This window comes from Streptomyces sp. NPDC086549, from assembly GCF_044746205.1.
Lineage (GTDB): Bacteria > Actinomycetota > Actinomycetes > Streptomycetales > Streptomycetaceae > Streptomyces.
In genome coordinates, this window is the sequence record NZ_JBIVBS010000038.1 from 1 (window position 1) to 23,442 (window position 23,442).

24 protein-coding genes and 1 pseudogene are annotated in these 23,442 nt (G+C 70.2%); 19 read left to right on the forward strand and 6 right to left on the reverse strand.

Annotated features, from left to right (window positions below):
• The first annotated feature begins 225 nt into the window (after positions 1-225).
• The 8 genes and pseudogenes from ACIPSA_RS49600 to ACIPSA_RS49635 all read left to right on the forward strand — a co-directional run.
• On the forward strand, positions 226-615 hold the full coding sequence (locus ACIPSA_RS49600; protein ID WP_402648458.1) for a hypothetical protein: 390 nt from the start codon (positions 226-228) through the stop codon (positions 613-615).
• Positions 616-721: 106 nt separating this feature from the next.
• A complete protein-coding gene (locus ACIPSA_RS49605; protein WP_402648461.1) occupies positions 722-1,051 on the forward strand; it encodes a hypothetical protein in 330 nt (109 codons plus the stop codon).
• Between the two features lie 56 nt (positions 1,052-1,107).
• A complete protein-coding gene (locus tag ACIPSA_RS49610; protein WP_402648464.1) occupies positions 1,108-1,539 on the forward strand; it encodes a hypothetical protein in 432 nt (143 codons plus the stop codon).
• 58 nt (positions 1,540-1,597) lie between these two features.
• Entirely contained in the window at positions 1,598-2,311 is a 714-nt protein-coding gene (locus ACIPSA_RS49615; protein ID WP_402648467.1) for a cell envelope biogenesis protein OmpA, read from the forward strand.
• Complete coding sequence (locus ACIPSA_RS49620; RefSeq protein ID WP_402648470.1) at positions 2,290-2,472, forward strand: hypothetical protein; 183 nt, start codon at positions 2,290-2,292, stop codon at positions 2,470-2,472. The genes ACIPSA_RS49615 and ACIPSA_RS49620 overlap by 22 nt, the downstream gene beginning before the upstream one ends.
• 219 nt (positions 2,473-2,691) lie before the next feature.
• Positions 2,692-3,396: a hypothetical protein gene (locus ACIPSA_RS49625; protein ID WP_402648473.1), complete on the forward strand. Its 705-nt coding sequence runs from the start codon at positions 2,692-2,694 to the stop codon at positions 3,394-3,396.
• A 59-nt stretch (positions 3,397-3,455) separates the two neighbouring features.
• Positions 3,456-3,980: a single-stranded DNA-binding protein gene (locus ACIPSA_RS49630; protein ID WP_402648476.1), complete on the forward strand. Its 525-nt coding sequence runs from the start codon at positions 3,456-3,458 to the stop codon at positions 3,978-3,980.
• 97 nt (positions 3,981-4,077) lie between these two features.
• Positions 4,078-4,695 (forward strand): annotated as a pseudogene (locus ACIPSA_RS49635) (DNA-processing protein DprA); the annotation flags it as partial.
• 134 nt (positions 4,696-4,829) lie between these two features.
• On the opposite strand, the gene ACIPSA_RS49640 reads toward ACIPSA_RS49635, so the two are convergent.
• Positions 4,830-5,369, reverse strand: a complete 540-nt coding sequence (locus ACIPSA_RS49640; protein WP_402648479.1) for a GNAT family N-acetyltransferase — start codon at positions 5,367-5,369, stop codon at positions 4,830-4,832.
• 252 nt (positions 5,370-5,621) lie between these two features.
• Between ACIPSA_RS49640 and ACIPSA_RS49645 the strand changes: the two genes are divergently transcribed.
• The 7 genes from ACIPSA_RS49645 (at position 5,622) to ACIPSA_RS49675 (ending at position 11,143) form a co-directional block, all read left to right on the forward strand.
• A complete protein-coding gene (locus tag ACIPSA_RS49645) occupies positions 5,622-6,161 on the forward strand; it encodes a hypothetical protein (RefSeq protein WP_402648482.1) in 540 nt (179 codons plus the stop codon).
• A gap of 61 nt (positions 6,162-6,222) precedes the next feature.
• A complete protein-coding gene (locus ACIPSA_RS49650; protein ID WP_402648485.1) occupies positions 6,223-6,879 on the forward strand; it encodes a hypothetical protein in 657 nt (218 codons plus the stop codon).
• A gap of 38 nt (positions 6,880-6,917) precedes the next feature.
• Entirely contained in the window at positions 6,918-7,619 is a 702-nt protein-coding gene (locus tag ACIPSA_RS49655; RefSeq protein WP_402648549.1) for a DUF6248 family natural product biosynthesis protein, read from the forward strand.
• Positions 7,579-8,610: a phosphoadenosine phosphosulfate reductase gene (locus ACIPSA_RS49660; protein ID WP_402648488.1), complete on the forward strand. Its 1,032-nt coding sequence runs from the start codon at positions 7,579-7,581 to the stop codon at positions 8,608-8,610. Before ACIPSA_RS49655 ends, ACIPSA_RS49660 begins: the two co-directional genes overlap by 41 nt.
• Positions 8,611-8,656: 46 nt before the next feature.
• Positions 8,657-8,998 carry a hypothetical protein gene (locus ACIPSA_RS49665; RefSeq protein ID WP_402648489.1) on the forward strand — a complete coding sequence of 114 codons (342 nt, stop codon included), beginning with the start codon at positions 8,657-8,659 and terminating at the stop codon, positions 8,996-8,998.
• A gap of 125 nt (positions 8,999-9,123) precedes the next feature.
• Positions 9,124-9,834 (forward strand): hypothetical protein, encoded by a 711-nt coding sequence (locus ACIPSA_RS49670; protein WP_402648490.1) that lies wholly within the window; start codon positions 9,124-9,126, stop codon positions 9,832-9,834.
• Between the two features lie 394 nt (positions 9,835-10,228).
• Positions 10,229-11,143, forward strand: coding sequence for a replication-relaxation family protein (locus tag ACIPSA_RS49675; protein ID WP_402648493.1), 915 nt, complete (start codon positions 10,229-10,231; stop codon positions 11,141-11,143).
• Positions 11,144-11,161: 18 nt separating this feature from the next.
• Here ACIPSA_RS49675 and ACIPSA_RS49680 read toward each other — a convergent pair whose 3' ends face one another.
• Positions 11,162-11,833 (reverse strand): hypothetical protein, encoded by a 672-nt coding sequence (locus ACIPSA_RS49680; protein ID WP_402648495.1) that lies wholly within the window; start codon positions 11,831-11,833, stop codon positions 11,162-11,164.
• Between the two features lie 465 nt (positions 11,834-12,298).
• On the opposite strand from ACIPSA_RS49680, the gene ACIPSA_RS49685 reads away from it, so the two are divergent.
• Positions 12,299-12,487 carry a hypothetical protein gene (locus ACIPSA_RS49685; RefSeq protein WP_402648497.1) on the forward strand — a complete coding sequence of 63 codons (189 nt, stop codon included), beginning with the start codon at positions 12,299-12,301 and terminating at the stop codon, positions 12,485-12,487.
• Positions 12,488-12,689: 202 nt separating this feature from the next.
• Here ACIPSA_RS49685 and ACIPSA_RS49690 read toward each other — a convergent pair whose 3' ends face one another.
• The 4 genes from ACIPSA_RS49690 to ltrA all read right to left on the reverse strand — a co-directional run bounded on the left by ACIPSA_RS49690 (position 12,690) and on the right by ltrA (position 18,037).
• Positions 12,690-14,147, reverse strand: coding sequence for a hypothetical protein (locus ACIPSA_RS49690; RefSeq protein ID WP_402648499.1), 1,458 nt, complete (start codon positions 14,145-14,147; stop codon positions 12,690-12,692).
• Between the two features lie 25 nt (positions 14,148-14,172).
• Positions 14,173-15,585, reverse strand: a complete 1,413-nt coding sequence (locus tag ACIPSA_RS49695) for a hypothetical protein (RefSeq protein WP_402648502.1) — start codon at positions 15,583-15,585, stop codon at positions 14,173-14,175.
• A 549-nt stretch (positions 15,586-16,134) separates the two neighbouring features.
• Positions 16,135-16,386, reverse strand: coding sequence for a transposase (locus ACIPSA_RS49700; protein ID WP_402648504.1), 252 nt, complete (start codon positions 16,384-16,386; stop codon positions 16,135-16,137).
• A gap of 370 nt (positions 16,387-16,756) precedes the next feature.
• A complete protein-coding gene (gene ltrA, locus ACIPSA_RS49705) occupies positions 16,757-18,037 on the reverse strand; it encodes a group II intron reverse transcriptase/maturase (protein WP_402648507.1) in 1,281 nt (426 codons plus the stop codon).
• Positions 18,038-18,825: 788 nt separating this feature from the next.
• Here ltrA and ACIPSA_RS49710 point away from each other — a divergent pair.
• The 3 genes from ACIPSA_RS49710 to fxsT all read left to right on the forward strand — a co-directional run.
• The gene (locus tag ACIPSA_RS49710; protein WP_402648510.1) at positions 18,826-20,277 is read left to right on the forward strand and encodes an NF041680 family putative transposase; all 1,452 of its coding nucleotides are present in this window, start codon (positions 18,826-18,828) and stop codon (positions 20,275-20,277) included.
• 452 nt (positions 20,278-20,729) lie between these two features.
• Positions 20,730-21,149 (forward strand): hypothetical protein, encoded by a 420-nt coding sequence (locus ACIPSA_RS49715; protein ID WP_402648513.1) that lies wholly within the window; start codon positions 20,730-20,732, stop codon positions 21,147-21,149.
• Positions 21,146-23,442 (forward strand): FxSxx-COOH system tetratricopeptide repeat protein (fxsT, locus tag ACIPSA_RS49720; RefSeq protein WP_402648516.1); only part of this gene is annotated, 2,297 nt, incomplete at its 3' end. The genes ACIPSA_RS49715 and fxsT, both read left to right, overlap by 4 nt.

Sequence of the window (23,442 nt, forward strand, 5' to 3'; positions counted from 1 at the left end):
ACCGCCCACTGCTCATCCGAAAGATCCCCACGCCCCACACCAAGATCATCACGGCACGAGGCGCGGTCCGGAGCTCAGTTCCAAAACACGGCCTAAGCCGTGCCTGCGTCGCGCCGCCCGGCGCCGAGGCCTGACCGCCGCCGCACCCCTCACCACCAAGCCCCGGCCGGGCGCGCCCCGTGCCCGGCCGGTCCCTCCCCCACCTCGTCAGAGAGGCGAACCAGCATGCCCACCACCATCGACGAAGTCGTGTACTTCATCCGGCAGTTGCCCACCGCGGCAGCCGTCGCACGGGTCCAAGAGGCCTCCGCGCTGCGGCTCGGTGAACTCGACAAGGCCGCGTTCGCGGGCATCGTGCCCGGCCGCCAGGCCCGCATCACCGACTCGCTGCGTCCGGCGCTGCTGCGCGGCCTGACCGGCACGGTGCAGGAGCGCAACCGCACCGGCACCCGCGTGGGATTCATCCTCGACGAGGAATCCACCCAGCGGCTGCGCACCGACCCGCGCAACGGCGAGCCGGGCAAGCCCCGCTACCGCATCCCCGAGGACACCCCGCGCTTCCGGCTGCCCGGCAACGGCGTCCCGGTCTCCTGCCTGGAACTGACCGAGGACTGACCCCCGGCCTGCGTCGCGCCGCCCGACGCGGCGCAGGGGTGGAACTCCCCGTTTCCCCTCCCCGGCCGGGCGATCCCGTCGCCCGGCCCGCACGCGAAAGGCTGTCATGACCGACCACCAGCAGGCGTCGTCCGGCACGGATGCCGACGCCCCCGACCGTCCCCTGACGCTGGCCGTCCTGCGCCAGCTGGTCCGCAGCGACTGGCGCGGCCTGCCCGGCAGCACCCTGATCGTGCTGTCCCGCGACGTCGAGGGCAACGCCTACTCGCCGTTCGCCAGCTACAGCCGCTCCCGGTACGCGCCGACCTACAACGACTTCGTCGGCGAGGTCTTCCCACTGCCGGAGGAGCTGAAGAAGGACAAGGAGCTGCGCGAGCTGTTCCCCAGCGTCCCTGGCAGCGCCACCCCGGCCCTGGTGCTCTACCCGCTCGGCTGAGCGGACCCACGGGCGGGACAGCCCGTCCGGCTGTCCCGCTCCCTCACGAAAGCGACGTGTCACCCACCATGTCCGCCTCCGCACAAGCCTTTGAGGACAGACCTCATCAGCCAGTACTGGTCATCAGCGACCGCCTCGACGACGACCCGATCGGTCTGCTGCCGTGCCCGGTCCCCCTGAGGCACTTGCCGTCACCTCTGTTCAACGCTGAGGAGTACCACGGTGCTCCGCTCGTGCTCCTGGACGACCGCAGCTACACCAACTTCACGCTCCGGCACATGCCCCACCGGCCGGGCCTGATCGTCACGGGCGCCCACCCCGACGACGACACGGCGTACCCCCGGGCCGTGGCCATCGGTGCCGAGGCCGTCCTCCGGGCCGGACAAGACCTGGCCTGGCTGCACCTGCGCCTGCACGCCGCCACCGACTGCCACTACGCCCACTGGGAAGCGCTCCTGCCCGGCCCTCCCCCACCGGACGGCAGCTGATGCCCGGCCGTCACCGCTCCCCGCCCCGCCCCATCCCGTGATCCGAAGGAAGCCACCGATGCACCCGATCCCCCAACGCTGTGCGCGCCGACCTCTGGTGGGCGGCTTGGTGGTGCCCTACGTATCTCTGATCCACGGCGGCCACGCGGCGTTCGGCAGTCTCGACGCCGACCGGGCCCGCGCCGCCTTCCTGCACCGCCTGTGCCAGATCTGCGGCCAGCCGCTCGACGAACGGTGCTTCCTGATCGTCCGTCCGGCCGACGTGTCCCGGGGCGTCTCGCCTGAACCGGCGCTGCACCCCGAGTGCCTGCCGTACACCGCCGCGCACTGCCCCATGCTCAACGGCACGGCCACGCACTACCGGCAGCGTCCCGTCCTGGCCAGCCACCCAGCCGGGCGGCCCTGTACCGATCCGTCCTGCCCGTGCCCCTCCCGCACGCCCGACGAGGGCCACGCCGCCCGCAGCGGCAGCCCCGCCGACCGGTACGAGGCCTGGATGATCCACACCCGCCGCTATCAGCTCGTGCCTCATCTGGACACGTCCCACATCCCGGCCGGCATCAGCCTGAACGTGTCCATCCTGCGCAAGCGCACCCTGCGCGAAGCCGCCCTGACCACCGCCCAGGCCGCCCTCCTCGACCTGGTGCAGACCGCCCTGGGACTGGAGAACTCCTGCCGCCCCGCGGCGCCCGGTCAGGGCACGGCCCGCAAGAACGTCCAGGGCCGTGACGTGACCAAGAGAGGAACGACATGCCCACCGCATACCCCGTGACCCTCCCGCCCGTTCCCGACGACCCGGAGACCACCTGGCACGCGCAGCGCGTGAGCGACACGGTCTTCGACCGGCCGGACGAGAGGTGGCCGTCGGCCACGACCCTGTTCGCCATCGACGCCTCCAGCCCGATCGAGGCCGAGCTACGCGTGCTGGCGTAGATCAACCACAGCTACGAGGACGACCTCCGCCAGGCGACCGCCACCGTCGAGCACCAGGTCGGCCCCCACCGCTGGCACGTCAGCCTCCGTGTTCTCGGCGAGTTCTGAGCCAGACCGAAGCACATCACCGAGAGAAGAGAGGCACCACCGTGATCACCCCGGACCCCACCACACCCGAGGGAGCAGCCGTCATCGACCTGCACGAGCAGATGAACGACCTTGAGGAGCGCACCGACGAGTGGCCCGGCGCCGACACCGTCGACATCCTGGCTCGCGCGCTTCGACTTCACCCGCCCGGTGACGCGCGCGCGGCAGGTCGCGGGCAGCGTCTGCGTGCTGCGCCGCCAAGACCGCCACGAGGACGAGGTGACGCTCTGGACCGACGAGGACTCCGCGCTCGCCTGCCTGGCACAGCACGTGCGCAGCAGCTGGGACAACGTGCTCGGAGACGACGGCATCCCGGACTGCCCGCCCCTGAGCGACCGTGAGGCCGTCGACCTGTACTACGGGCCGGAGGCCGAACGCGCAGACGAGCACTACTCGCTGTACCCCGAGGACATCGGCCGACTGGTGCGGACTCTGCCTGCTCCGGACGGCTTCCGCTTCCCGGACGAGGAGGTGTGCGCCGAGGTCAACAGCTCGGCGGTCTTCCACTCGATGGCCGGCCCCGACGACGAAGGCCTGCCGTGCATCGAGGTCGCCGGCGTCCTGGTCTTCGCCTACCTCGACGCCGACATGCAGGCCGTACGGGTGTCGGTGCATCTCGACACCACCGACGAGCCGCTGATCCGGTCCGACGCAACGGTGCCGCTGCACGTGGAAGTCGGGAGCTCCACGGTGTTCAGCGCGGGCGCCGTGCTGGAGCGGGCGCAGGCAGGAGAGTGGCGGCAGTGGCTGCGACGGCTGGTCCGCCGGATGCCGTGAGCGAGGGGGGATTGACTCACCCCTGAATCACACTATTATTTGACGTCGGAGGTGTTCGTATGGCCCCGTCGATCACGCACGTGTCCGGCACCGTCACCAGCGACGTCGAATGCCGCTTCACCGAATCCGGCATCGCCGTCTGCCGGTTCCGCCTCACCGAGACCCCCAGCCAGTGGGACGCCGGCACCCGGCAGTGGCGGGACGGGGCCCCGATCGCCTACGTGTGCACCGCCTGGCGGGACCTCGCCCGCAACGCCGCTGAATCCCTCACAGTCGGGGTCACCGTCCTGGTCAAGGGCCGCATCACCGGGATCAGGGACAACTCCATCTACCTGAGCGTCGACGACATCGGCATCAGCCTGCGCCAGCGCATCGCCTACACCGAAGCCAGCCTGCCCAGCCCGGCCGCCGCCGCTCCCGTCACTCCGCCCCCGACGCCTCAGCCCGCGCCGCAGAGCGCGCCGCGTCCTCCCGCCAAGGGGCCGGGCAGCCCGCCCGGCTGGTGGGAGGAGCGCAGGTCCTCCGGCTGGTCCGGCACCGGTACCTCCGCCGCCGCCGACTCACCCCTTCACGTCGGCCGCTGACGCTCTTCCCCTTCCTCCCCCCTCTTCCCCTTCACGCGCCCGCCCCGGCGCGGCACCGGTTCGCCTGCCGGTGCCGCGCCCTGCCCGAAAGGCCGCCATGCCCGAGCACACCCTGACCGCACGTGCCGCCCGCGCCGCGCTGGCCGCCCACTTCACCCCGGACCAGGTCACCGCCGACCTCGACCGCTACTCCCCCGCCGAGGTCTGGCAACTGCGCGTACGCCACGACAACAGCGGGCGCCTGGCCCAGTACAAGCCGCGCGACGAACTCGACAACGCACAGCTGACCTGCCGGTTCGTCATCCCCTCTGACGAGGTCTGGCCCACCGCCCTGGCCGACCTCGGGCCCCACTGCCCGCTGGGCCTGTGGATCCGCGGAGGCGATCAGCTGCCCCGGCTGACCGCCCGCGCCGTGGCCGTGACCGGCAACCGCAACGCCACCGAGCAGGCCCTCACCCGTACCCATGCCTTCGCCACCGCCGTCGCCGAAGCCGGCCACACCGTCACCGCCACACTCGCCTACGGCGTCGACTCCGCCGCCCACCGGGCCGCCGCACAGGCCGGACGGGCCACGCTCGCCGTCCTGCCGCGCGGCCTGGACCGCGCCCACCCGCACGACCACGCCCCGCTGCTGAGTTCCATCCCCGCGTCCGGCGGCGCGGTGGTCAGCCTCCACAGGCCCGGCACCGCGGCCAGCGGCGCGACGCTCAAGGCCAGCGCCCGCCTGGTGGCCGACCCCGGTGGTGGCCTTGCGCCCGGCCCCCGAGCCCGGCTCGTAGTTGCACCGCCTCGTCTCGTCTGGACCGCTGCGCGGTCAGGACGAGACCACAGGCCCTGTCGAGCACGAGCTCAATCAGAGGGCATGACGGGGGACCGCATGCCGAGCCATTGCTCGGCGTCCCAGGCGTGGAAGCGCTCTACCTCTATGAATCCCAGCTTCGCCGCGAGGCGCATCGAGCCGACGTTGGCAGTCTGGGTGTGGAGCACTACCGGCTCGCCGGGAAGGACGCCGTCGAACCAGTCGAGTGCCGCCGCGCACGCCTCGGCGGCGTATCCGAATCCCCACACACGCGGCAGGAACAGGTAGCCGAGATCGACCTTCCCCGCGGCAGCCGGGCGACGGTGCTCCGGTGCTCTCCTGAGCAGGATCTGGCCGATCATCGCCCCGTCGAGATCAACGACAAAACTCCCGGGCCACCGCTCGGGCACCTCGGGCATCTCGCGCTCAAGCTCGTCACGCGGGCGAGGGCCGCCGAGGTAGGTGTGCACCTCTGTCGAGGCGAGCAGTTCGATGAACGCCGCACGGTCCCGGGCCTCGGGCTCACGGAGTACGAGCCTCTCGGTCCTGATCGGTGCAGGAGGCCAGGCGATGGGTCCGAGCTCAGTCATGTCGGCCAGCCAATCAGCACGCTCAGCAGCGATCAAGACTCGCAGACCGATCAAGCCACCGGCCCGGGCCCCATCCTCGCCAATGGGGCGGGCCCTACAACCACGCCTGCCGGGGACGAGATGCCTCCCGTTCTCGTGAGCATCGACTTCGGCAGCGGCGGGCCGCATCCCGAATTGCCGATCTGCCTTCGGGATTATCGCTACAACACAGCCAGACTTGACAGGGAAAGCTTCTGTTGTTTCCCCGTCTCCATGGGCGCCCTGCCCGCCCACCTGGAGCGCATGCGCTCCCACCCGGACATCGCCGGTGAGGTGCTGCGCCTGGAGTACACGGCGATGAGCCTCAACCCCAACGCGAGGCTCTACGGCCGCAAGACCCTCCTGGGCATGTTCGACCGCTCCCAGCCGCAGGACCGGGCCTGCCTGGAGGCGTTCGAGCGCGAGCTCGACATGCCGTGGGCGCTGTACCACGTGCGCCGCGCGTTCCTGCTGGCCGACTCCGGCAAGCGGCGCCCGGTGATGCGCTCCACCGAGCGCGTCGACCTCGGCCGCCCCCAGCAGCTCGCCCGGCGGCTGATCTCCATCTCCGAGCGGCACCGCGTCGACGTCGAGCACGACCCGCTCTACGGGCGCGCCCGCGCCTGGGTCCGGCCCCGCGCGAAGGCGTGGCCGATGGCGGAGGAGCTGTTCGCCACCGCCCCGGCCCGCGTGATCAACAAGCAGGACCACGGCTTCGAGGAGGTGTGGGGCGCCCTGACCGGCGGTCCCACCGCCCAGCTCCCGCTCGCCTGAACCGGCCCCCGACCACGGCCTCCGAAAGGACTCGTCATGCGCGCACCCATGTCCTCAGCCCTTGCCCGCGCCTCGCTCCCGCGCCGTGCTGTACCTGGCCACCCCCTCCGGAGCTGACGTACGGGCCGCCATGCAGGCCGGCCTGCTGGGCTGCATGACGACCCCAGCCCAGGGCAACGTGATCCCGCCCGGCGCCATGTACGCCTGCGACAACGGCAAGTTCGGCAAGGGCTGGCCCGGCGCCGATGCCTGGTTCGCCTGGCTGAAGGCGACCGTCGACCGCTACGGCCGAGGCCGCTGCCTGTGGGCCGTGGCCCCCGACGTCCCGATGGACGCCGCGGCGACCTTGGCCGAGTCGCTGCCGTGGCTGGAGCGGATCCGTGCCCTGGGCGTTCCGGTCGCGTTCGCCGCCCAGGACGGCAGCGAGCACGGCCTCGTCCCCTGGGACGTGATCGACGTGCTGTTCCTCGCCGGCAGCACGGCCTGGAAGACCTCTCCGGCCGCTCACCGCCTCTCACTTGAGGCCCGCCGGCGCGGCCTGGCCGTCCACATGGGCCGCGTCAACTCCCGTCGGCGGCTGCGCATCGCGCAGGCCTTCGGCTGCAGCAGTTGCGACGGCACCTACCTCGCCTTCGGGCCCGACACCAACCTCCCCCGCCTCCTGGCCTGGATGAACGAACTCCACACCACCCCAACTCTGTTCGGAGACGAGACATGAAGAGGACGACCTGGCTGCGCTTCGTCGGCGCATCGATCATGGGCATCCTCGACCCCGTCCCCTCCACCGTGCCCTCCCCGATGACCGAGGTGGAAGGCGCCTGGGTCCGCGCGAACGCCTGGACCAAGGGCCTGCGCAAGATCGAGGACGCCTACCCCCACGGCTTCCACCGCTGGTGCTCGTGCGAGCGCGGCATCTGCCACCCCTGCGGCTCCGGCCACCACGACCAGTGCGTCAGTGCAGGCGGCCCCCGCGTCGACAAGGACGCCGGCACCATGACGGACCGCGGCGGCTTCGTCGTCGCCGTGATCCAGTACGGGCCCGGCGAACGTCCCTGCCGGTGGATCTGCCCCTGCACGCACCAAGCGGACGACGAACAGAGCTCAGCCCGTCGACGTCTTCGAGGCGCACCCGGCCGTCCAGCTCGCATCGCCCTCCTCGAGGGCCGTGCCCGCCCCGGCCGGGCAGCTCTCCTTCTTCACCGGCGCTGGCCTGCCCCCGGAGCCGGAGGACGGGGAGGCGCCGTCTCGGCCGAACCCGCCGTGAGCGGGAGGACATCAAGGTCGACGTCCCCTCCTGCGCCCGTACCCCAAGCAGCCCGACCCCGAGCCGACGGTCCGCTGACCGTGGCTGGTCGGCTCCCCCCGCCGTTCTCGGCCACCAGATCCTCCCCCACCCCCTTCCCTTCTTGGAGCCCTCATGTCCGCATACCTCGCCGCTGGTCCGACCGGTGGTCCTGATCTGGCTTCGTACGATCTGCTCGCCCCGCAGCTGTCCGGCGGGAAGGACAGCGCCGTGATGATGGCCGTGTTCATGGAGGCCGCCCGGGCTGCCGGCGTGAGGGAGCGCGTGGTGTCGTACCACGCGAGTCTGGGCGTCCTGGAGTGGCCGCCGGTCACCTTCAAGGGCGTCCGCTACCCGGGGGTGTCTGAGCTCGCAACCTTGCAGAGCGCCGCTTTCGGGGTGCCGGCCGACCGGCACCTCGAGGTCACTCGCACGATGCCCGGACCGGATGGAACCCGGATGCCGCGCAGTCTCCTCACCGAGATCGCGGCGTACGGGCGTTTCCCGCGCATGGGCAGCCCGTACTGCCGCAACCACGCCAAGGCCGGGGTGGTCTCCAGCGCCTGGACGCCGATGGTCAGCCGCCTGCACCGCGAGTTGGGCCGCCCAGTGCGGATCTTGAAGGTCATGGGCCTGCGCAGTGAGGAGGGACCTGACCGCAGGAAGCGTCCGGCCTTCCGTACGGTGCAGTCCAACAGTGCCCGGGTCGTCGACGAGTGGCTGCCGGTCAAGGACTGGTCCACTGCCGCGGTCAAGGAGTGGCACGCCAGCGCTCCCGTGCCGTACTGCTGGACGTACGACTCGGTGCCCGGGGCCGGCGACTGGATGGGCAACTCCCGCTGCTCCTGCGCGCTGTGCGGATTCGCGTCCCTGCGCGATCTGCTGCTCTCCGTCGGCCGGCGCCCGCGGCTGGCCGACCTGTATGCCGAGGTCGAGCAGGTGCGGGGCGACAGCTTCCGCTCCGACTGGCGTATCACCGATCTGATCCTGCACGCCGCAAGCTGCGGGGCGCCCCATCCCGGCATCGTCTGCCCGGACGACGGCCCGGAGTTCACCGCCCTGCAGCAGCAGGTGCGGGCGGCCCTGGAGAAGGACCCCCGCAAGGAGCCCGACCTGGCACGCCGCGACGCTCGCGTGCCGTGCGACGGCTGTGCCGCTCTCCGCTGACACTTCCGGACACCCCAGTTCTTTCCCGAAAGGCATACTGCAGATGATGACGACGACCACCCAGCGCCTCCTCGACCTCGCCGCGGCCACACCGGCCGGCCACGACGAGGACCTGGTCCTGCTCTTGCGCGAAGCGAGCGAGCTGTACCAGCAGGGTTTTGAGGATCTGCGCGACGCGGTGGCGGCCCGCTTCGCCGGGCTTGCCACCAGCGATGTGGCGGCGGCCGCGACTGCGGCCGGGATGCCGTGCGACGTTTCCCGGGACCGCAAAGAGCTGCTCGTGCTGCTCGCCCTGGCCGAGTGGGAGATGACGCCGGCGGCCCTGGCCTACACGGAGATGGCCGAGGACGCGGCCCGCCGCGGCGTGTGCCTGATCCCGGAGGAATGACCTCTTCCTCGCACCGCCCGGAAAAACCTGGGCAGCGCACTGGACCCCCACCCCAAACTCCTGCCATTATGTGAGTTGCGAGCCGGGCAGGCCGGCTCGTCTCCGACAGGACGGACGGTTCTGCCATGACCTCGCGCCGTGAGCCTCGCCTGGCCGACGCTGCCGAGATCGCGGCTGAACAGGGCCTGACGCCCGCACGGATCAGCGGCCTCTACACCGAGCGTGCCGAAAACGCGGCCGGCGTGCCGTTCCCCGAAGTCGCCGACATGCGCGGCCGCGCCCGCCTGTGGGACCACGCGAAGGTCACCGAGTGGTTCGCCCACCGCACGCCGGCACGACTGCGTGAGCACACACCGCCCTCCCGTGATCCGCAGGACCTGCTGAACGCGGCGGAGGCCTCGAGGTTCCTGGGCTACAAGAACCCCAACCAGGTCACCACCTTCGTCCGCGACCACCCCGGGTACTTCCCCGACCCGGACGTCGTCGAAGAACTGGGCACCGCCGACAACCCCTACCGCCGGCAGCAGTGGCGGGTGCAGACCCTGCTGGACTGGATGGCCACACGGCCCGGCCGTGGCAAGCACGCCGGCGCGCAGCGCACCGCCCCCGCACTGCCCGACGTCCCCGTCGACGGCGACCCTGACGAACTCCTGGGAGCGACTCAGGCCGCGGCGCTGCTGAAGTTCAAGAGCATCAACTCCTTCTCCAGCAGCCTGTCCCAGGGCAACCTGCCCTTGCTGGAAACCCCCGACGCGCTCACGGAGAACGGCGGGCGCCGGCGGTGGACGCGCCGGCGGATCCTCGAGCAGGCCGCACAGCGCGGTTCCGGAAGGTAGAAACCGGCGGTGAGCGCGCAGCAGCCCACCGCCCCACAGACGCGGCATCCGGTTACGGGTCGTTGGTCCCTTGCGGACCGGGTGTCGCACGATGGCCGGCATGGCGTGGCTCGCCACCACGCCCCGCAGCAGCCCCGGCTGCTGCGGCCCGGCCATCGCCCAGCTTGGTCACAGGCCTCCACACTCCACTGCACGAGCAAGCCGTCCTCGTGCGCCGGCGCGGCCGTGGTCGGGGCCATGGATGCCGGCCACGGCACAAACCGCGAGGCTGTTTCGAGTCCGTGACCATGGTCAGGGCTTCGTGGTCGGGGGTCTGGTCGGGGCCAGCGGGTTTCCTCAAGTGCGACCGAAGGTTTCCGTCGGAGACCGGCACGGCCGCGGAAGGAAATACCTCATGAGCAGCGCCGCACGGAGCACTCCGGCGACGAGACCGGCCCCCAGCCCCGCTGAGCCCCTGGCCCACCAGGTGCTGGCCGGGCTCGCCCAGCACCGCATCGCCACCACCAGCCAGTTGCGCCGGATGCTGCGACCGGACGGCACGCGGCAATTGATGTCCCGCGTGCTGAACAGACTGCGCTCCGACGGCTTCGTCGACTGCACGGTGCTGCCGGACGCGAACCGTACCCGTACCAACGCCTGGTACCTCACGCCAGACGGCGCTCGGTTGACCCGGGACCTGCCGGTCCTGCGGGGGCGGCCGCCCTACCCCATCACCTCGGCCACGGCAGCGTCGCTGAAAACCCCGCACACGCTCGCCGTCGTACGCGCGCACCTTGCCTTCGCCGAAGACGCCCGCCGGCTCGGGCACGAGCACGGCCCCTGGGACTGGACCCCCGAGGTGTCCCACTCGATCGGCGAGGGTGAACGGATCGTCGCCGACGCGCTCATGTACTACACCGTCGCCGAGAGCAAGCACCGGCGAAAGCTGCGGGCGTTCGTGGAAGTCGACCGCAGCACCATGAGCAGCGAACGGCTGGCCGTGAAACTGATCGAGTACGCCCGCCTGTTCCAGTACGAGGCCCAGCCCGTCGGCCGACGAAGGCAGGCCGCCGCAGGTCCCGCCTGGCTGCGCTGGTATCCGGTCTTCCCGCGTGTGCTCTTCGTGCTCACCGGTGCCTCCCGGGCCAGGCTGGAGAATCGAATGAGCGATCTGCAGGCGATGGTTGCTCAGCACCCGCTCGTCTCAGCCCTCGCCCGCGAGGTCCGACTTGGAGCCGCCGTACTGGAAGACCTTGAGCAGCACGGTCCTGCCCGGGACGTGTGGCAGCCTCTGGCCGGCGGCACGCCTCGCGCGTGGACAGATCTGTGAGGTCCCGGCGCCAGCAATTCAGCCGAGGTGGAGGGTGGTCAGTGCGGTGGTCCAGTCGGTGACGATCGCCTTCTGCGCGGCCGCGAGCGTGACCTGGCCCTTGCAGACCGCGGTGTGCAGCTTGGTCTCCACCGGGTCCTTCTTGTTGTTGACGCCAGAGCCCGAGCGGTGGCCGGGGTCAGCGGGCTCCACCCACAGATTGCGGTAGTCGTTGGGGTCGCCGCCCAACTGAAGGCTGATCAGATGGTCGTACTCGGCATCACCCATGCGCCCGGTGTAGCCGTAGGAGGCCGCGTTCAGCCGCTTCTCCTTGCCCGTCACGTACGCGGACGGGCGGATACCGGACGTGTAACCGCCCTTGCGGCAGATCGTCGACTGCAGGTTCCCCTGCGTGACCGCCGGGGAGATCGCGCCCGGCGTGCACTTGGGGTCCTCGATCGGCTCCCCTCTCTCGTAGCGGTAGTGGCACGAGCCCGCGGCCGGCTGCTGCTGCACCGTGTAGTGCTTCTGCGGACCAGCACCCACCGCGATCGGGCCGGACGTCCCACCGGCCGGCGCGGCCGTTCCCGACGCTCCCCCGACCGGACTCTGGCTCCCTGATGCCGAGCCGGTGCCGAGCGAGACGGAACAGCCGGACAGCATCAGGCAGGCGAGCGCCACGGATGAAGCGGCGCGGCGGGTGGAACGCATGGCGACCCCTCACGGTCAGGCACAACGGCTGAGCAGATGCTGCCCCACCAGGTCGCCGTCCTATCAGCCGGGGTCTGCCCGTAGACGCACGCCCGCCGCGCTGCAGGCGCCAGCCGGACCACCGGACAAGGACACAGATGGCGGGCAGCTGCTCAAGCTGGCGGGCAGCGTCGCTCCGGCTGCAAGGAAAACCGCAGGTCAGTTGGGGTTGCACGGCTAACTCTCGCCGGCGATATCGTCGCTGCGTTCCCAAAGCCCCGCTGCTCACCCGGCGGGGCTTCGGCGTTGGTCCGCGTCTCAAGCTGATCCGAGCCCATCGCCCTGCTGTACGACGACCCGCACCGCCCTCTGCTCACACAGCAGCTTGACCGGATGCGGTGAAGAACTCGGCGGCGAAACAGGCGTCATGAAGCGCATCCACGCCCCTCTCTTCCGTGCCATCCACCTCCGAGGAGGACTGACCTCATGACCGTCACACCTATCCGACCCGGCCACGAGCAGCCGGCCGCGCCCGACGGGCAGCACCCACAGGCTGAGCCGTTCTTCGAGTTGCGCTTCGCCGAATTGCGCATCACCCTGCATCGCCCGCCCTACAGGCTCATGGGTGCGCTCGCGACTGGAGCCGGCGCCCTGTCGGTGTGGCTCACCCGCTGACCGACCACCCGCACCGGCGACACTCGCGTACTGCCGTTCACGGGGCGACTCCACAACCCTTCACGGGATGCCCACGCTCCGTGGGCTGTGTTCAGCAGTTCGGGGCATTCCGTCGGTTGGCCATGGCTGTTGATCAGCCTGCCGCCCCAGGACACTGGTCCTGGGGCGGCAGGCGTTTGTCTGAACTGTCAGGGCCGCTTGATCAGCGTCCCGCTCCCCTTCCGCGTCGTGCGCAGGCGCTCTGGGATAGCGGCGGCAGAAGTCCGTCGCCCGGCCAGAAGGGCTGCTCGGCCGCGATGCCGGTGAGGAACATGCCTACCTCGGTCAGGACCTTGGTGCGGTCGTCCGGTCCGTAGACGGTGAGCCCCCCGGCTGCCGCGTCGAAGGCCCGCACCTGGCTGTCGGGGCCGGTGCAGATCAGGGCCCGGGCGACTTCGGGAAGTCCGAGGCTAAGGGCGTCGCACCTCTGTGTTTGCACGAGTTGCACCAGGTCGGCGGTGACACGTTCCCAGTCGCCGACCGCCAGCCAGTCGCTGCCCCCGTTCAGTTCGTGGGTGAGGGTGGCCAGCGGGATGATCTCGCCCGGCTGCCGTTCTCCGGTGAGGAGGTCGTGGATCCGGATGCCGTCGGGCTGGAGTACCTGCGGGTGGAGCAGGGTGTCGGCGGCGACCACGGTGGTGTTGATCTCCTGGGTTCCGGGGCCGGGGTAGTAGGGCTCGTGCGCGAAGAGCAGGTAGACGTTTGAGGTGCGGGCAGCGGGGTTGGGCTGGGGCATGGGGAGTGTTCCCTTCGGCGGCGACGTGCCGGGCGGGTGCTGAGGGGTTTGCTGGTATGGGAGAGGCGGCGGCTCCGTCGTGCGGGCCTGGTCGGCGTCGGCCGTCGCTGACTGGGCGAATGGGTACTTGAGGATCTGGGCGACCTGGTGGGCGAGCTGGAGCATCAGGTGTTCGCGGACAATGAGTTCGCATGAGGCCGAGGGGTTGTCGTGGGTCTGGAGCAGGTCGGCGGCGTCCCACAGCAGGTGCTGGCCGATCTCGGCCGACCGGCGCAGCTCGTAGCAGTCGCTGACGGCGGCGGCCTGGACGAGGTAGGTGTGCAGGGCGGCGAGGCGCTGGAGGTAGCGGCAGGCGCTGATGCCTTCGACGCTGCGGACGTGTTCGCGGGCCCCGGCGTCCAGCGTGCTGGGCAGGTGTTCGGCGAGTAGCGGCGCGAGCGCCATCGCGGGCAGCGCGACGTCGGCGGGGACGCCGTGGATCATGGCGAACAGGCCGGCGAACACGCTGATGGCGGCGACCGTGAGGGTGGAGAAGCGTAAGGAGCCGGGGATGGTGGGGGCCAGTCCGATGCGCAGGGCGGGGCGCCGGGTCAGCCAGCGCAGGGCCAGGCGCTGCGTGCGTGTCGCCGATGGGGTGAGAACCCCGATCTGGTGGGGGAGTTCGGGTCGGGAGCCGTCGCCGGGGACGGTCCAAGCGAGCCAGCCCCACCGTGTGCGCTCGTAGACGAGCACGGGTTCGCACTCGGCTGTGCACGTGTGGTCGCGGACGTGGCCGGTGCGCACGGCGCGGGCGTGTTCCGCCTCCCACCGGCCTGGGTCGAGGGTGAAGGGATGCCGGTGGTGCGCGGCCGCGGTCGGCGGTGGGGTGCGGGGGGTGTCGGTCACGGGCTGCTTCCTTCCGGTTGGTTGGTCAGGCGGAGGCGCACGTCGTGCAACGGCCGTCGCCGTCGGGGTGGGCTCGCTTGCGGGTCGGGCCGGGGCAGGTGCGGCACAGCGGCCAGCCGAGGCAGGCCGGGCAGAGGTCTTCGCCGGGGGCGGTTGCGGGCACGCCGCAGCCGGCGCATTCGACGAGGGCCCGATAGGTGAGGGCTTCGCTCACAATTCGACTGGCCGCTCCGGTCGATGACCGCTCTGCTGTCGCCGCCGCGAACGGCTGGTCCAGCGAGGTCGCGTCGCGGGGTGCGGCTGCGGTGGCGGGCGACGGGTAGGCCTGGGCTGCGCGGAGCCGGGCGGCGATGATCGCGCCGACCGAGGTGCGCACCGGGTTCGGCAGGGGTCGTCCGGTGATGACGTGGCGCAGCTGGTCGGTGCTCCAGCCGGAGTCCATCATCACGGTCGCCACGCGGCCCTGATCGGTCAGCGCCGGCCCGGTCAGCAGCAGTTCTGGGCGGCTCGCCCCGATCTCCAGCAGCAGCTGGATTCCCGCGTGCATCTCGTCGGCCGGCGGCGACGCTGTCGCGGGCGAGGGGGCCGTCCTTCCGTGCGTGCGCGCGGCATCGCCGTGGTCGCACGGACGGAGGGGGTTGGTCTTCTGCTTGTTGGTCTTCTTAACGATGGTGTTCTTAGTGCCGGGATCAGCCAACACTGGCTCAGCCAATCCTGGATAACCCGACTCTGGTTGTGAGCTGGGGTTTTGCAGGGCCGGCAGGTCGGTGATGAAGTACAGGGCCTGCCCGAGCGTGCCGTCGGCGCTGCGGTCGCGCTCTCGCAGCAGGAATCCGTGACTTTCCAGTTCCTCCAGGCCGGTGGTCACCGCGTCGACGCGTTCGCGGCCGTGTCGGGCCAGATTGGCGACGGTGATCTGCCAGCCGTCCCGGTGGGTGCTGATGTAACCGAACAGCCCCTTGGCCTTGAAGGAGATCCGGCTGTCGCGGAACAGCGCATTGGCGATCTGCGTGAACTGATCTCCCGCCATCACCCCGCGGCGGATCCCCACGCCGAACCCGGCGTCGCTGCCGGGCTCCCGGAAGTCCTGTGCCGACGCCGGGTCGATGGGCGGAACGTCCGGGGCGGCGGGACGGTCGGTGATGCTGTAGACGATCTCTCCGAGGGTGCCGTTCGGGCGGCGCACACGATCGCGGACCAGGTAGCCGAACTTCTCCAGCTCCTTCAGCCCGGCCCGCACCGCGTCTCGCCCGTCGGGGCCCAGGGCGACGAGGGCAGCGATGGTCACCAGCCACCCGTTGCGGTGGATGCTGATGTAGCCGAACAGCCCCTTCGCCCGGTACGAGATCCGGCTGTCGCGGAACAACCCGTTGGCGATCTGCGTGAACTGATCAGCGGCCATCACCCCGCGGCGGACCCCGGCTCCGAAGCCGCTCATCGTGCCGCCCCGGGCACAAGCCGCGTGCGGTGGCCACGGCAGCGCACCGTGCCCACCGGGGTGGGGCGGCCGGTGGGCGACGGTCGGGAGCCGTACGTGCGTTCCATGCCGTCAGCTCATCCGCCGACCCCGACCAGGCTGACGGCCATGAGCCCCGACCATCGGTCACGATCCGGCAACGCGGTCTTCTAGCTGCCGTGGTCGGGGTCATGGTCGGGCCGACCATGCCTCCCCCGCACGGTGCGCAGTGGGTGCGTACCTCGATTGCGCAGCCTCGGCTGGGCATTGCGCAATCGGGCTGCGCAACCGAGTGAGGGTCGTGCGCAGTCGGGTTGGGTACAGCGGTTGCGCCGTACGGCCGGGAGAGCCCGATGTCGTCTTGCGCACAGCCGGGGGTCCGGATGCGCAGGCCGCCCTCGCGGGTCTGGTGGTGTCCTTCTGCGCACGCGTGGTGCGGTGCGGTGAGCGGGTGTGCGCCGTCGTCGCCGGGGAGTGGGCGGGCGCCGCGGTGAACACGGGCTGCCCCATGTGGGACCCGCAAGAAGCCGGTCAGCCCTTCCACGCTGCGCCGCCGGCAGGCCACTGACCGACGAGCAACTGCAGCCCCTGCTGCAGGTACGCACGGTGATGACCGCTCCTCCCACCAGCAAACAGCGCGAACTGCTCGCCTACGCGGCTCGGGTAGCGGATCGCATCCAACATCTGCCGGTGGCAGTACGCCTCCGGCTGTCCGCCGCGTCCACGCAGCCAGCCCGGCACCGGCAGCAGCGGGCGCGCCACGGCCCACTCGGCGTCCGTCATGTCGGTCGGACACCGGCGCGCACGCATCGGGTTGTCGGCGGCGTTCCCGAACCGGTGAGCCAGGCAGTCACACTCCCGGGTGACCTGGCTGGACTGCCCGGACAGCGGCACGCAAGACTGCGACACCAGGGGCCTCCTGCTGCTCGGTGATTCGACACCAACGAGCTGTTCAGGAGGCCCTACTTGTATGCGCCGAACACTCCGCGATCACCTAATCGGGACTCCCGTTCGATCGACAAGCCTCAAGATCGGTACGACAACAGCCACTAAGTAGGGTCGGGGACTGGCGCGGTGGCTTCCGCTCCGTTTCCAGCCCCCGCCGCTTCAAACCGTGCGTGCAGTTCTCCCGCACACGGCTTTCCGACATCGTTCACCGACTGGCATGCGCCGTCGCCCTGTGCACGTTTCCGGTGAGGCGGTAGACCCCGAGCCGGGAGATCCATCCGTAGGTGAATCGGGTGGTCCAGTTCCGGCCTCGGAGTCTGTGTTTCCGGCTGGCGAAGATGGCCAGCCGTTCGTGGACGTAGCCGTCGACCGCGTTGAACTTCCGCCCGGAGTTCCCGTTGCGGAAGTACGCTGACCAGCCCCGCAGCACGGGGTTGAGGTCAGCGACCACGGCTGACACTGGCCGTTCGGTCTTCGAGCGGGCGGTAGCCGCGCGGACCTTGTCCCGCAGCACCCGCATCGCTCTGGCCGAGGGCCAGCGTTGCAGGTAGAACCTGCCCCGCCATTTCCACGATTCCACCTTCCGGTGATGGAAACCGAGGAAGTCGAAGCCCTGCCCACCTCGGGTGAGGCAGGTGATTCCGGACTTCTCGGGGTGCAGTCGCATCCCGAGCCGTTCCAGCACTCTCGCCGCCAACTGCTGGGCTTGTTCGGCCCGTTGTCTGGTCGGCGACAGGACCACGAAGTCGTCGCAGTACCTCACCAACACCCCCAGCCGGCGCCCCTCGTCCTGCCACGCCTCGTCGAGGACGTGCAGGGCGATGTTGGCCAGCAGCGGGGAAATCGGTGAGCCCTGAGGGGTTCCCGCCCCGGTCGGGGAGGTCACCCCGCCCTCCAGGACTCCCATCCGCAGCCAGGTCCGGATCAGTTTCAGCATCGGCCGGTCCACGACATGCCGGGCCACCTGGGCCATGAGCGCGTCGTGGTCGATCGTGCCGAAGCAGTCCCGGATATCGGCCTCGAAGACCCATTCCCGCCGTTGGTCCGCCGCAACGCGCACGGCTTCACACGCATCAATCGCGGACCGCTTGGGCCGGAATCCGTAGCTCGCCTCGGTGAACTGGGCCTCGAAGACCGGTTCCAGGACCAGCTTCGCGGCCGTCATCACCACCCGGTCCGCCACCGTGGGAATCGACAGCGGCCGGAACTCCCCCGGCCGCCCCGGTTTGGGAATCTTCACCCGCCGCAGCACCGACGGACGATACGTATACGTCCGCAGTCGCTCGGCCAGATCCTGGAGGAATGCGTCCACCCCCGAGGCCACCACCGCGTCGACGGTCACCCCGTCAGCGCCGGGGGCTCCTCGGTTCGCGCACACACCGGCCCATGCCCGCCGAAGAACGTCCATGCGGTGGACATGGCTATACAGGGCATGAAACCGGCGTTCGGGTTCTTGCTTGGCACAGTGATACAGCGTCCGCTGCAAGGCTCGGACCTTGTCCAGAGGACGGCCACCCGGTCTTGCGGTGCCTTCCTCCCGGCGGATGGATCTAGCCGAAGCGGCACTCATCCGGGTCCCTCCCTGTTCGCGGATCGCATCGATGAAGCAGGGGCCCTTCGCTCCCAGCGGGTTGTGTTGTCCCGCCGATCGGCACTACTACGACCCCCTCCGACTGCCTCTCGACAGCCCGCCACTTCCCGGTTCCGCCGGTTATAGGCAGGCCACGCTTCCCGCGCCGCATGCGCGGGGCCGAGGAGGCTCTCTCCAGTTCCCAGGACAACCGTCCGGCCATTCCACGCCCCTTACGCCGGGAGGTTCTTCGGCGACCGCTCCAGGTCCAAGATCGCCTTCCATGGCCTTCGCCTTTCAAGCACAGGCTCGGCTCCTCCTTGGCCCGCCCGCGGGCGGGGGTTAAATGACGGCGCTGCAGGCTTCACTTCATGTTGCGGACTGGCCGGTTGCACGCCCCCGCAGGGCGCTTGTCACTCCACTTCGACGCCACCCTTTCGAGCGACGCCGGGAGTCAGCTACCGGGACCCTGGCGTCTGCCCGGACCGGACTTGCACCGGCTGGCTACCCTGAGCTTGTCGTCCGGTTACATCATTCACATCCCTTCTGAGCTGGGAAGACGTCCGGACTGCTGGACATACGCTTGGTGTTTAACCTCGGCCGTTCACCTGACCCGCTGATCTTGGTTCGTTTCCGGGACAGCAGGGCGGCCGTTCTTCACGCTTCGAGGTGTCGAGCAACGTCGCGTGAAGGAACGGCCGCTGGTGAAGAGTCTCGCCGCTGAACAGTCCGCTGACGCCGCGTTGGGTGTCCTGTCCCACTTTCGTGTCCAGTTCTACGACTGCCTCTACACCCGGGCGGATGCGCTCTTCGAGCTCACCGACGCGGTGCTGTGCGCGGACGGCCCGGTGACGTCGCTGGTCGAGCTGACGCTCACGGCCGAGCACCGGCGTGGGCACGGGGCGATGTACGACGCGGTCAACCACGGCTGGCTGGAGCCGCGGCGCCTGCGCAGGCTGCTGGCCTCCACGCCGCTGCCGCGTGCCGCCGACGGGCGGATCGTGCTCGCGGTGGACGTGAGCAACTGGCTGCGTCCCGACGCCCCCACCAGCCCGGAGTTGCTGTTCTGCCACGTCTACGGGCGGGGCCGCAGCGCGGATCAGTTCATCCCCGGCTGGCCCTACTCTTTCGTTGCCGCGCTGGAGACGGGGCGCACGTCCTGGACAGCCGTGCTGGACGCGATGCGGCTGGGGCCGTCCGACGATGCCACCGCGGTGACCGCCACCCAACTGCGCGAGGTGGTCGCCCGGCTGGTGCACGCCGGGCAGTGGCGGCCGGGCGACGCGGACATCCTCGTCGTCATGGACACCGGCTACGACATCACCCGCCTCGCCTACGTCCTGGCCGATCTGCCCGTCGAGCTGGTCGGCCGGCTGCGCTCGGACCGTGTCATGCTCCGGGACGCCGGACCGCGCCGCTCCACCCCGCGCGGCGGACAGCCCCGCAAGCACGGCGGCGTCCTCACCTTCTCCAAACCGGAGTCCTGGCACACCCCTGATCAGGTCACGACGTGCGACACCACCCGCTACGGCAAGGCCGAAGCCCTCGCCTGGGACCGGATGCACCCCCGATTGCAGGCCCGTGGTCCTTGGCTCGATCACTGCGGTGAACTCCCTTTGATTCACGGCACGTTGATCCGGCTGAAGGTCGAGCACCTGCCTGGTGACCGTGACCCGAAGCCGGTGTGGCTGTGGTCCTCGCGCACCGGGATGACCGGCGCAGACGTCGATGTGCGCTGGCAGGCGTTTCTCCGCAGATTCGATCTTGAACATACCTTCCGGCTGTTCAAACAGACCCTGGGCTGGACTGTCCCCAAGGTCCGCGATCCGCACACGGCCGACCTGTGGACGTGGCTGATCATCGCTGCCCACACCCAACTCCGCCTGGCCCGGCCCCTCGCCGAGGATCTGCGCCGGCCCTGGGAGCGGCCGTCGCAGCCTCGTCGGCTCACCCCTGCCCGGGTCCGCCGGGGGTTCCGCCACCTCGGCGTGAAGACCGCCCGTCCGGCCGACGTGCCCAGACCCTCCAAGCCCGGACCCGGACGCCCACCCGGCTCGAAGAACCGCAGGTCAGCCCCACGCCACGAGCCCGGGAAGACCGTGAAACGAATCGAAACCCTCACCGAACACGTCCGCCTGAAACAGCAGCGAGGTTAATGATCAAGCTAAGTGGTCGGCGGACTGTTCGGCGGCTTGGATGCCTGCCCGGACCGAAGCTCTTCACCGGCTGACATCCACTCGCTCGTTGGACCGGCAGACCGGCTTGCCCGCATCTTCTAAGCACCAGTCCTACGGTGCGGTGACTTGTGGGCGCCCGTGCCAGAGGTGTGCCAGATCGTGCGGGGAACCACGGGGAACAGCGGGGAACCAGTGGACCGCCCGCCAGATATCTGTGCCCCTCCGCCGCAGGTCAGGACCGGACCACGACCTAGATGCCCTGAGCTTCCCAAGCTGAGGGCGCGCGCCCTGCCTACGGCATCGGTCGTCCCGGTCCAAGTTCTCTCAGCTGGGCGGCGGCGGAACCGCTTGAAGTTTGGGCGTTTGGACTGTGTGAGCGGGGGCTCTGTTCCTAGGCTGGGTCACCTGCAGTCGTGAGGATCGGGGGGCAAGTGAGTACCGAGATCGTGCAGTTGGTGGAGCAGGCGGGGCCGTATCTGACGACTGCGGTGAGCGCGTACGGGGCGGCGGTGTTCACCCGGGCAGAGAGTGCAGCGGTGGATGCCACGGCGAATCTGGGGCGGCGCATCCTGCAGGCGGTGTGGCACCGCCGTGATGCGCAGGGCCGGGCGGAGCTGGAGGCTGCGGTCCAGGATGCGGCCGAGGCGCCGGAGGATGCGGACGCAGCGGCCGCTGTGCGCCAGCAGATCAAGCGTGCGCTGCGCGAGGACGCCGAGTTGCTGGCCGAGCTGGCCCGGATACTGCCGGCGGCCGGAGAGACGGTGAACGTGACGGCCTCGGGTGAGCGGTCGATCGCCGCGAAGACCATCGGCACGGCCGTCACCGGAGACAACACGACGATCAGGCCATGACAGACGGTGCGGTAGCCGGGGGCGGCGGTGTGCAGGCGACGGGTGCCCGGTCCATGGCGGTGGGCGGCGATGTCAGCGTGGCGATTACTGGGGACGGGGCCCGGGTGGTGATGCTGCCGGCCGAGGCGGTGCGCTGGGCCAAGGAGGTGGAGGCGCCGCCGGGGGCCGGGAATCTGCCCGGGTCCGCTTCCGGGGTGTTCGTCGGACGTAAGGGTGAGCTCGCTGAGCTGCGCCGGCTGCTGGCCGATCAGGGGGAGGCCGCGGTCACCCAGATCTCCGGGGTGCGGGGGGTCCACGGGTTGGGCGGGGTCGGCAAGAGCGCGCTCGCCCTGCGCTACGCCCACACCTACCGGCGTAGGTACACGCTGGTGTGGTGGATCAACGCCGCGAGCACCGAGCAGATCGTCACCAGTCTGGCCGCTCTCGCCACGCGGCTGTGCCCGCAGTGGGCGGCCACGGTGGGTGTGCAGGAGCGGGCGGCGTGGGCGATCCTGTGGCTGCAGTGGCATCCCGGCTGGCTGCTCGTCTTCGACAACGTCGAAGACCCCGCCGACCTGCGCCACTACCTCGGCACACTCCCGGACGGGCACCATCTGGCCACCAGCCGCACCGCGACCGGCTGGCACACCATCGCCCCCACCATGCCTCTGGGCCTGCTGGATGCCGAGGCGGCCGTGGACCTGCTGTGCACCCTCGCCTTCGGAGCGGAACACGTCCCAACCCCGCGACAACGCCGACAGGCACAGGCACTGACCGCCGAACTCGGCTACCTGCCCCTGGCGTTGGAACAAGCAGGTGCATACCTGTACCAGACAGGAACCGACCTGGACGACTACTCCGCCCGGCTCGGACGTGTCCTGGACACCGCCACGGAAGGCATCGACCCGCAACGCACGATCGCCCGCATCTGGCAGCACACCCTTGCCGCCATCGAAACCCGAAACCCCCTGGCCATCACCGTGCTGAACGCGATCGCCTGGCTGGCCCCGGACGACATCCCCCGCACTATCCTCGCCCCCTTGGCCCCGGACCCGGTCACATTGGGCGAGGCACTGGGCGTGCTGCACGCCTACAACATGATCTCGTTCACCGCCGACCGGCAGAGCGTCAGCGTCCACCGCCTGGTGCAAACCGTCCTGCGCCACAACACCACCAACGAGCCCGACGCCTACCCGTTAGGCCGACAAGAGGCGGAACACCTCGCCCGTCAGGCCATACCCAACCAAGACAGCGCAACCACGGAGTGGGAACGCCTCCTGCCCCACCTGTTCACACTCGCCACCACGATCACCCCACATCGCCCAGCATCAACCCAGACGGCTGACGCATACGAGGACGCGGCGCAGTACCTGTACCAACAGGGACGCGACGCCCACACCATCCCCTTGCGTACAGTCACCCTCGCCCAGCGGAAGCAGGTTCTGGGCGACACCCACCCCGACACTCTCTCCATCCGCAACAACCTCGCCCTCGCCTACGAGGCGGCGGGGGATCTGAGGCGGGCCATCCCCCTGTTCGAATCCACCCTCGTCCAGCGTGAGCAGGTTCTGGGCGACACCCACCCCGACACCCTGACCAGCCGCAGCAACCTCGCCTACGTCTACCAGGCGGCGGGAGATCTGGACCGGGCCATCCCCTTGCACGAGTCCACCCTCGTCCAGCGTGAGCAGGTTCTGGGCGACACCCACCCCGACACCCTGACCAGCCGAAACAACCTCGCCTACGTCTACCAGGCGGCGGGAGATCTGGACCGGGCCATCCCCCTGTTCGAATCCACCCTCGCTCAGCGTGAGCAGGTTCTCGGCAACACCCACCCCCTCACCCTGCAAAGCCGCAGCAACCTCGCGCGCGTCTACGAGGCGGCAGGGGATCTGGAGCGCGCCATCCCCGTGCACGAGTCCACCCTCGTCCAGCGTGAGCAGGTTCTGGGCGACACCCACCCCTTCACCCTGCAAAGCCGCAATTACCTCGCCTACGCCTACCAGGCGGCGGGGGACTTGGAGCGAGCCATCCTCCTGTACGAGGCCACCCTTGCCCAGCGCGAGCAGGTCCTGGGCGACACCCACCCCGACACCCTGACCAGCCGCAACAACCTCGCCGGTGCCTACCAGGCGGCGGGGGACCTGGAGCGGGCCATCCCGCTGTACGAGGCCACCCTTGCCCAGCGCGAGCAGGTCCTGGGCGACACCCACCCCCAGACCCTGACCAGCCGCAACAACCTCGCCGGTGCCTACCAGGCGGCGGGGGACCTGGAGCGGGCCATCCCGCTGTACGAGGCCACCCTTGCCCAGCG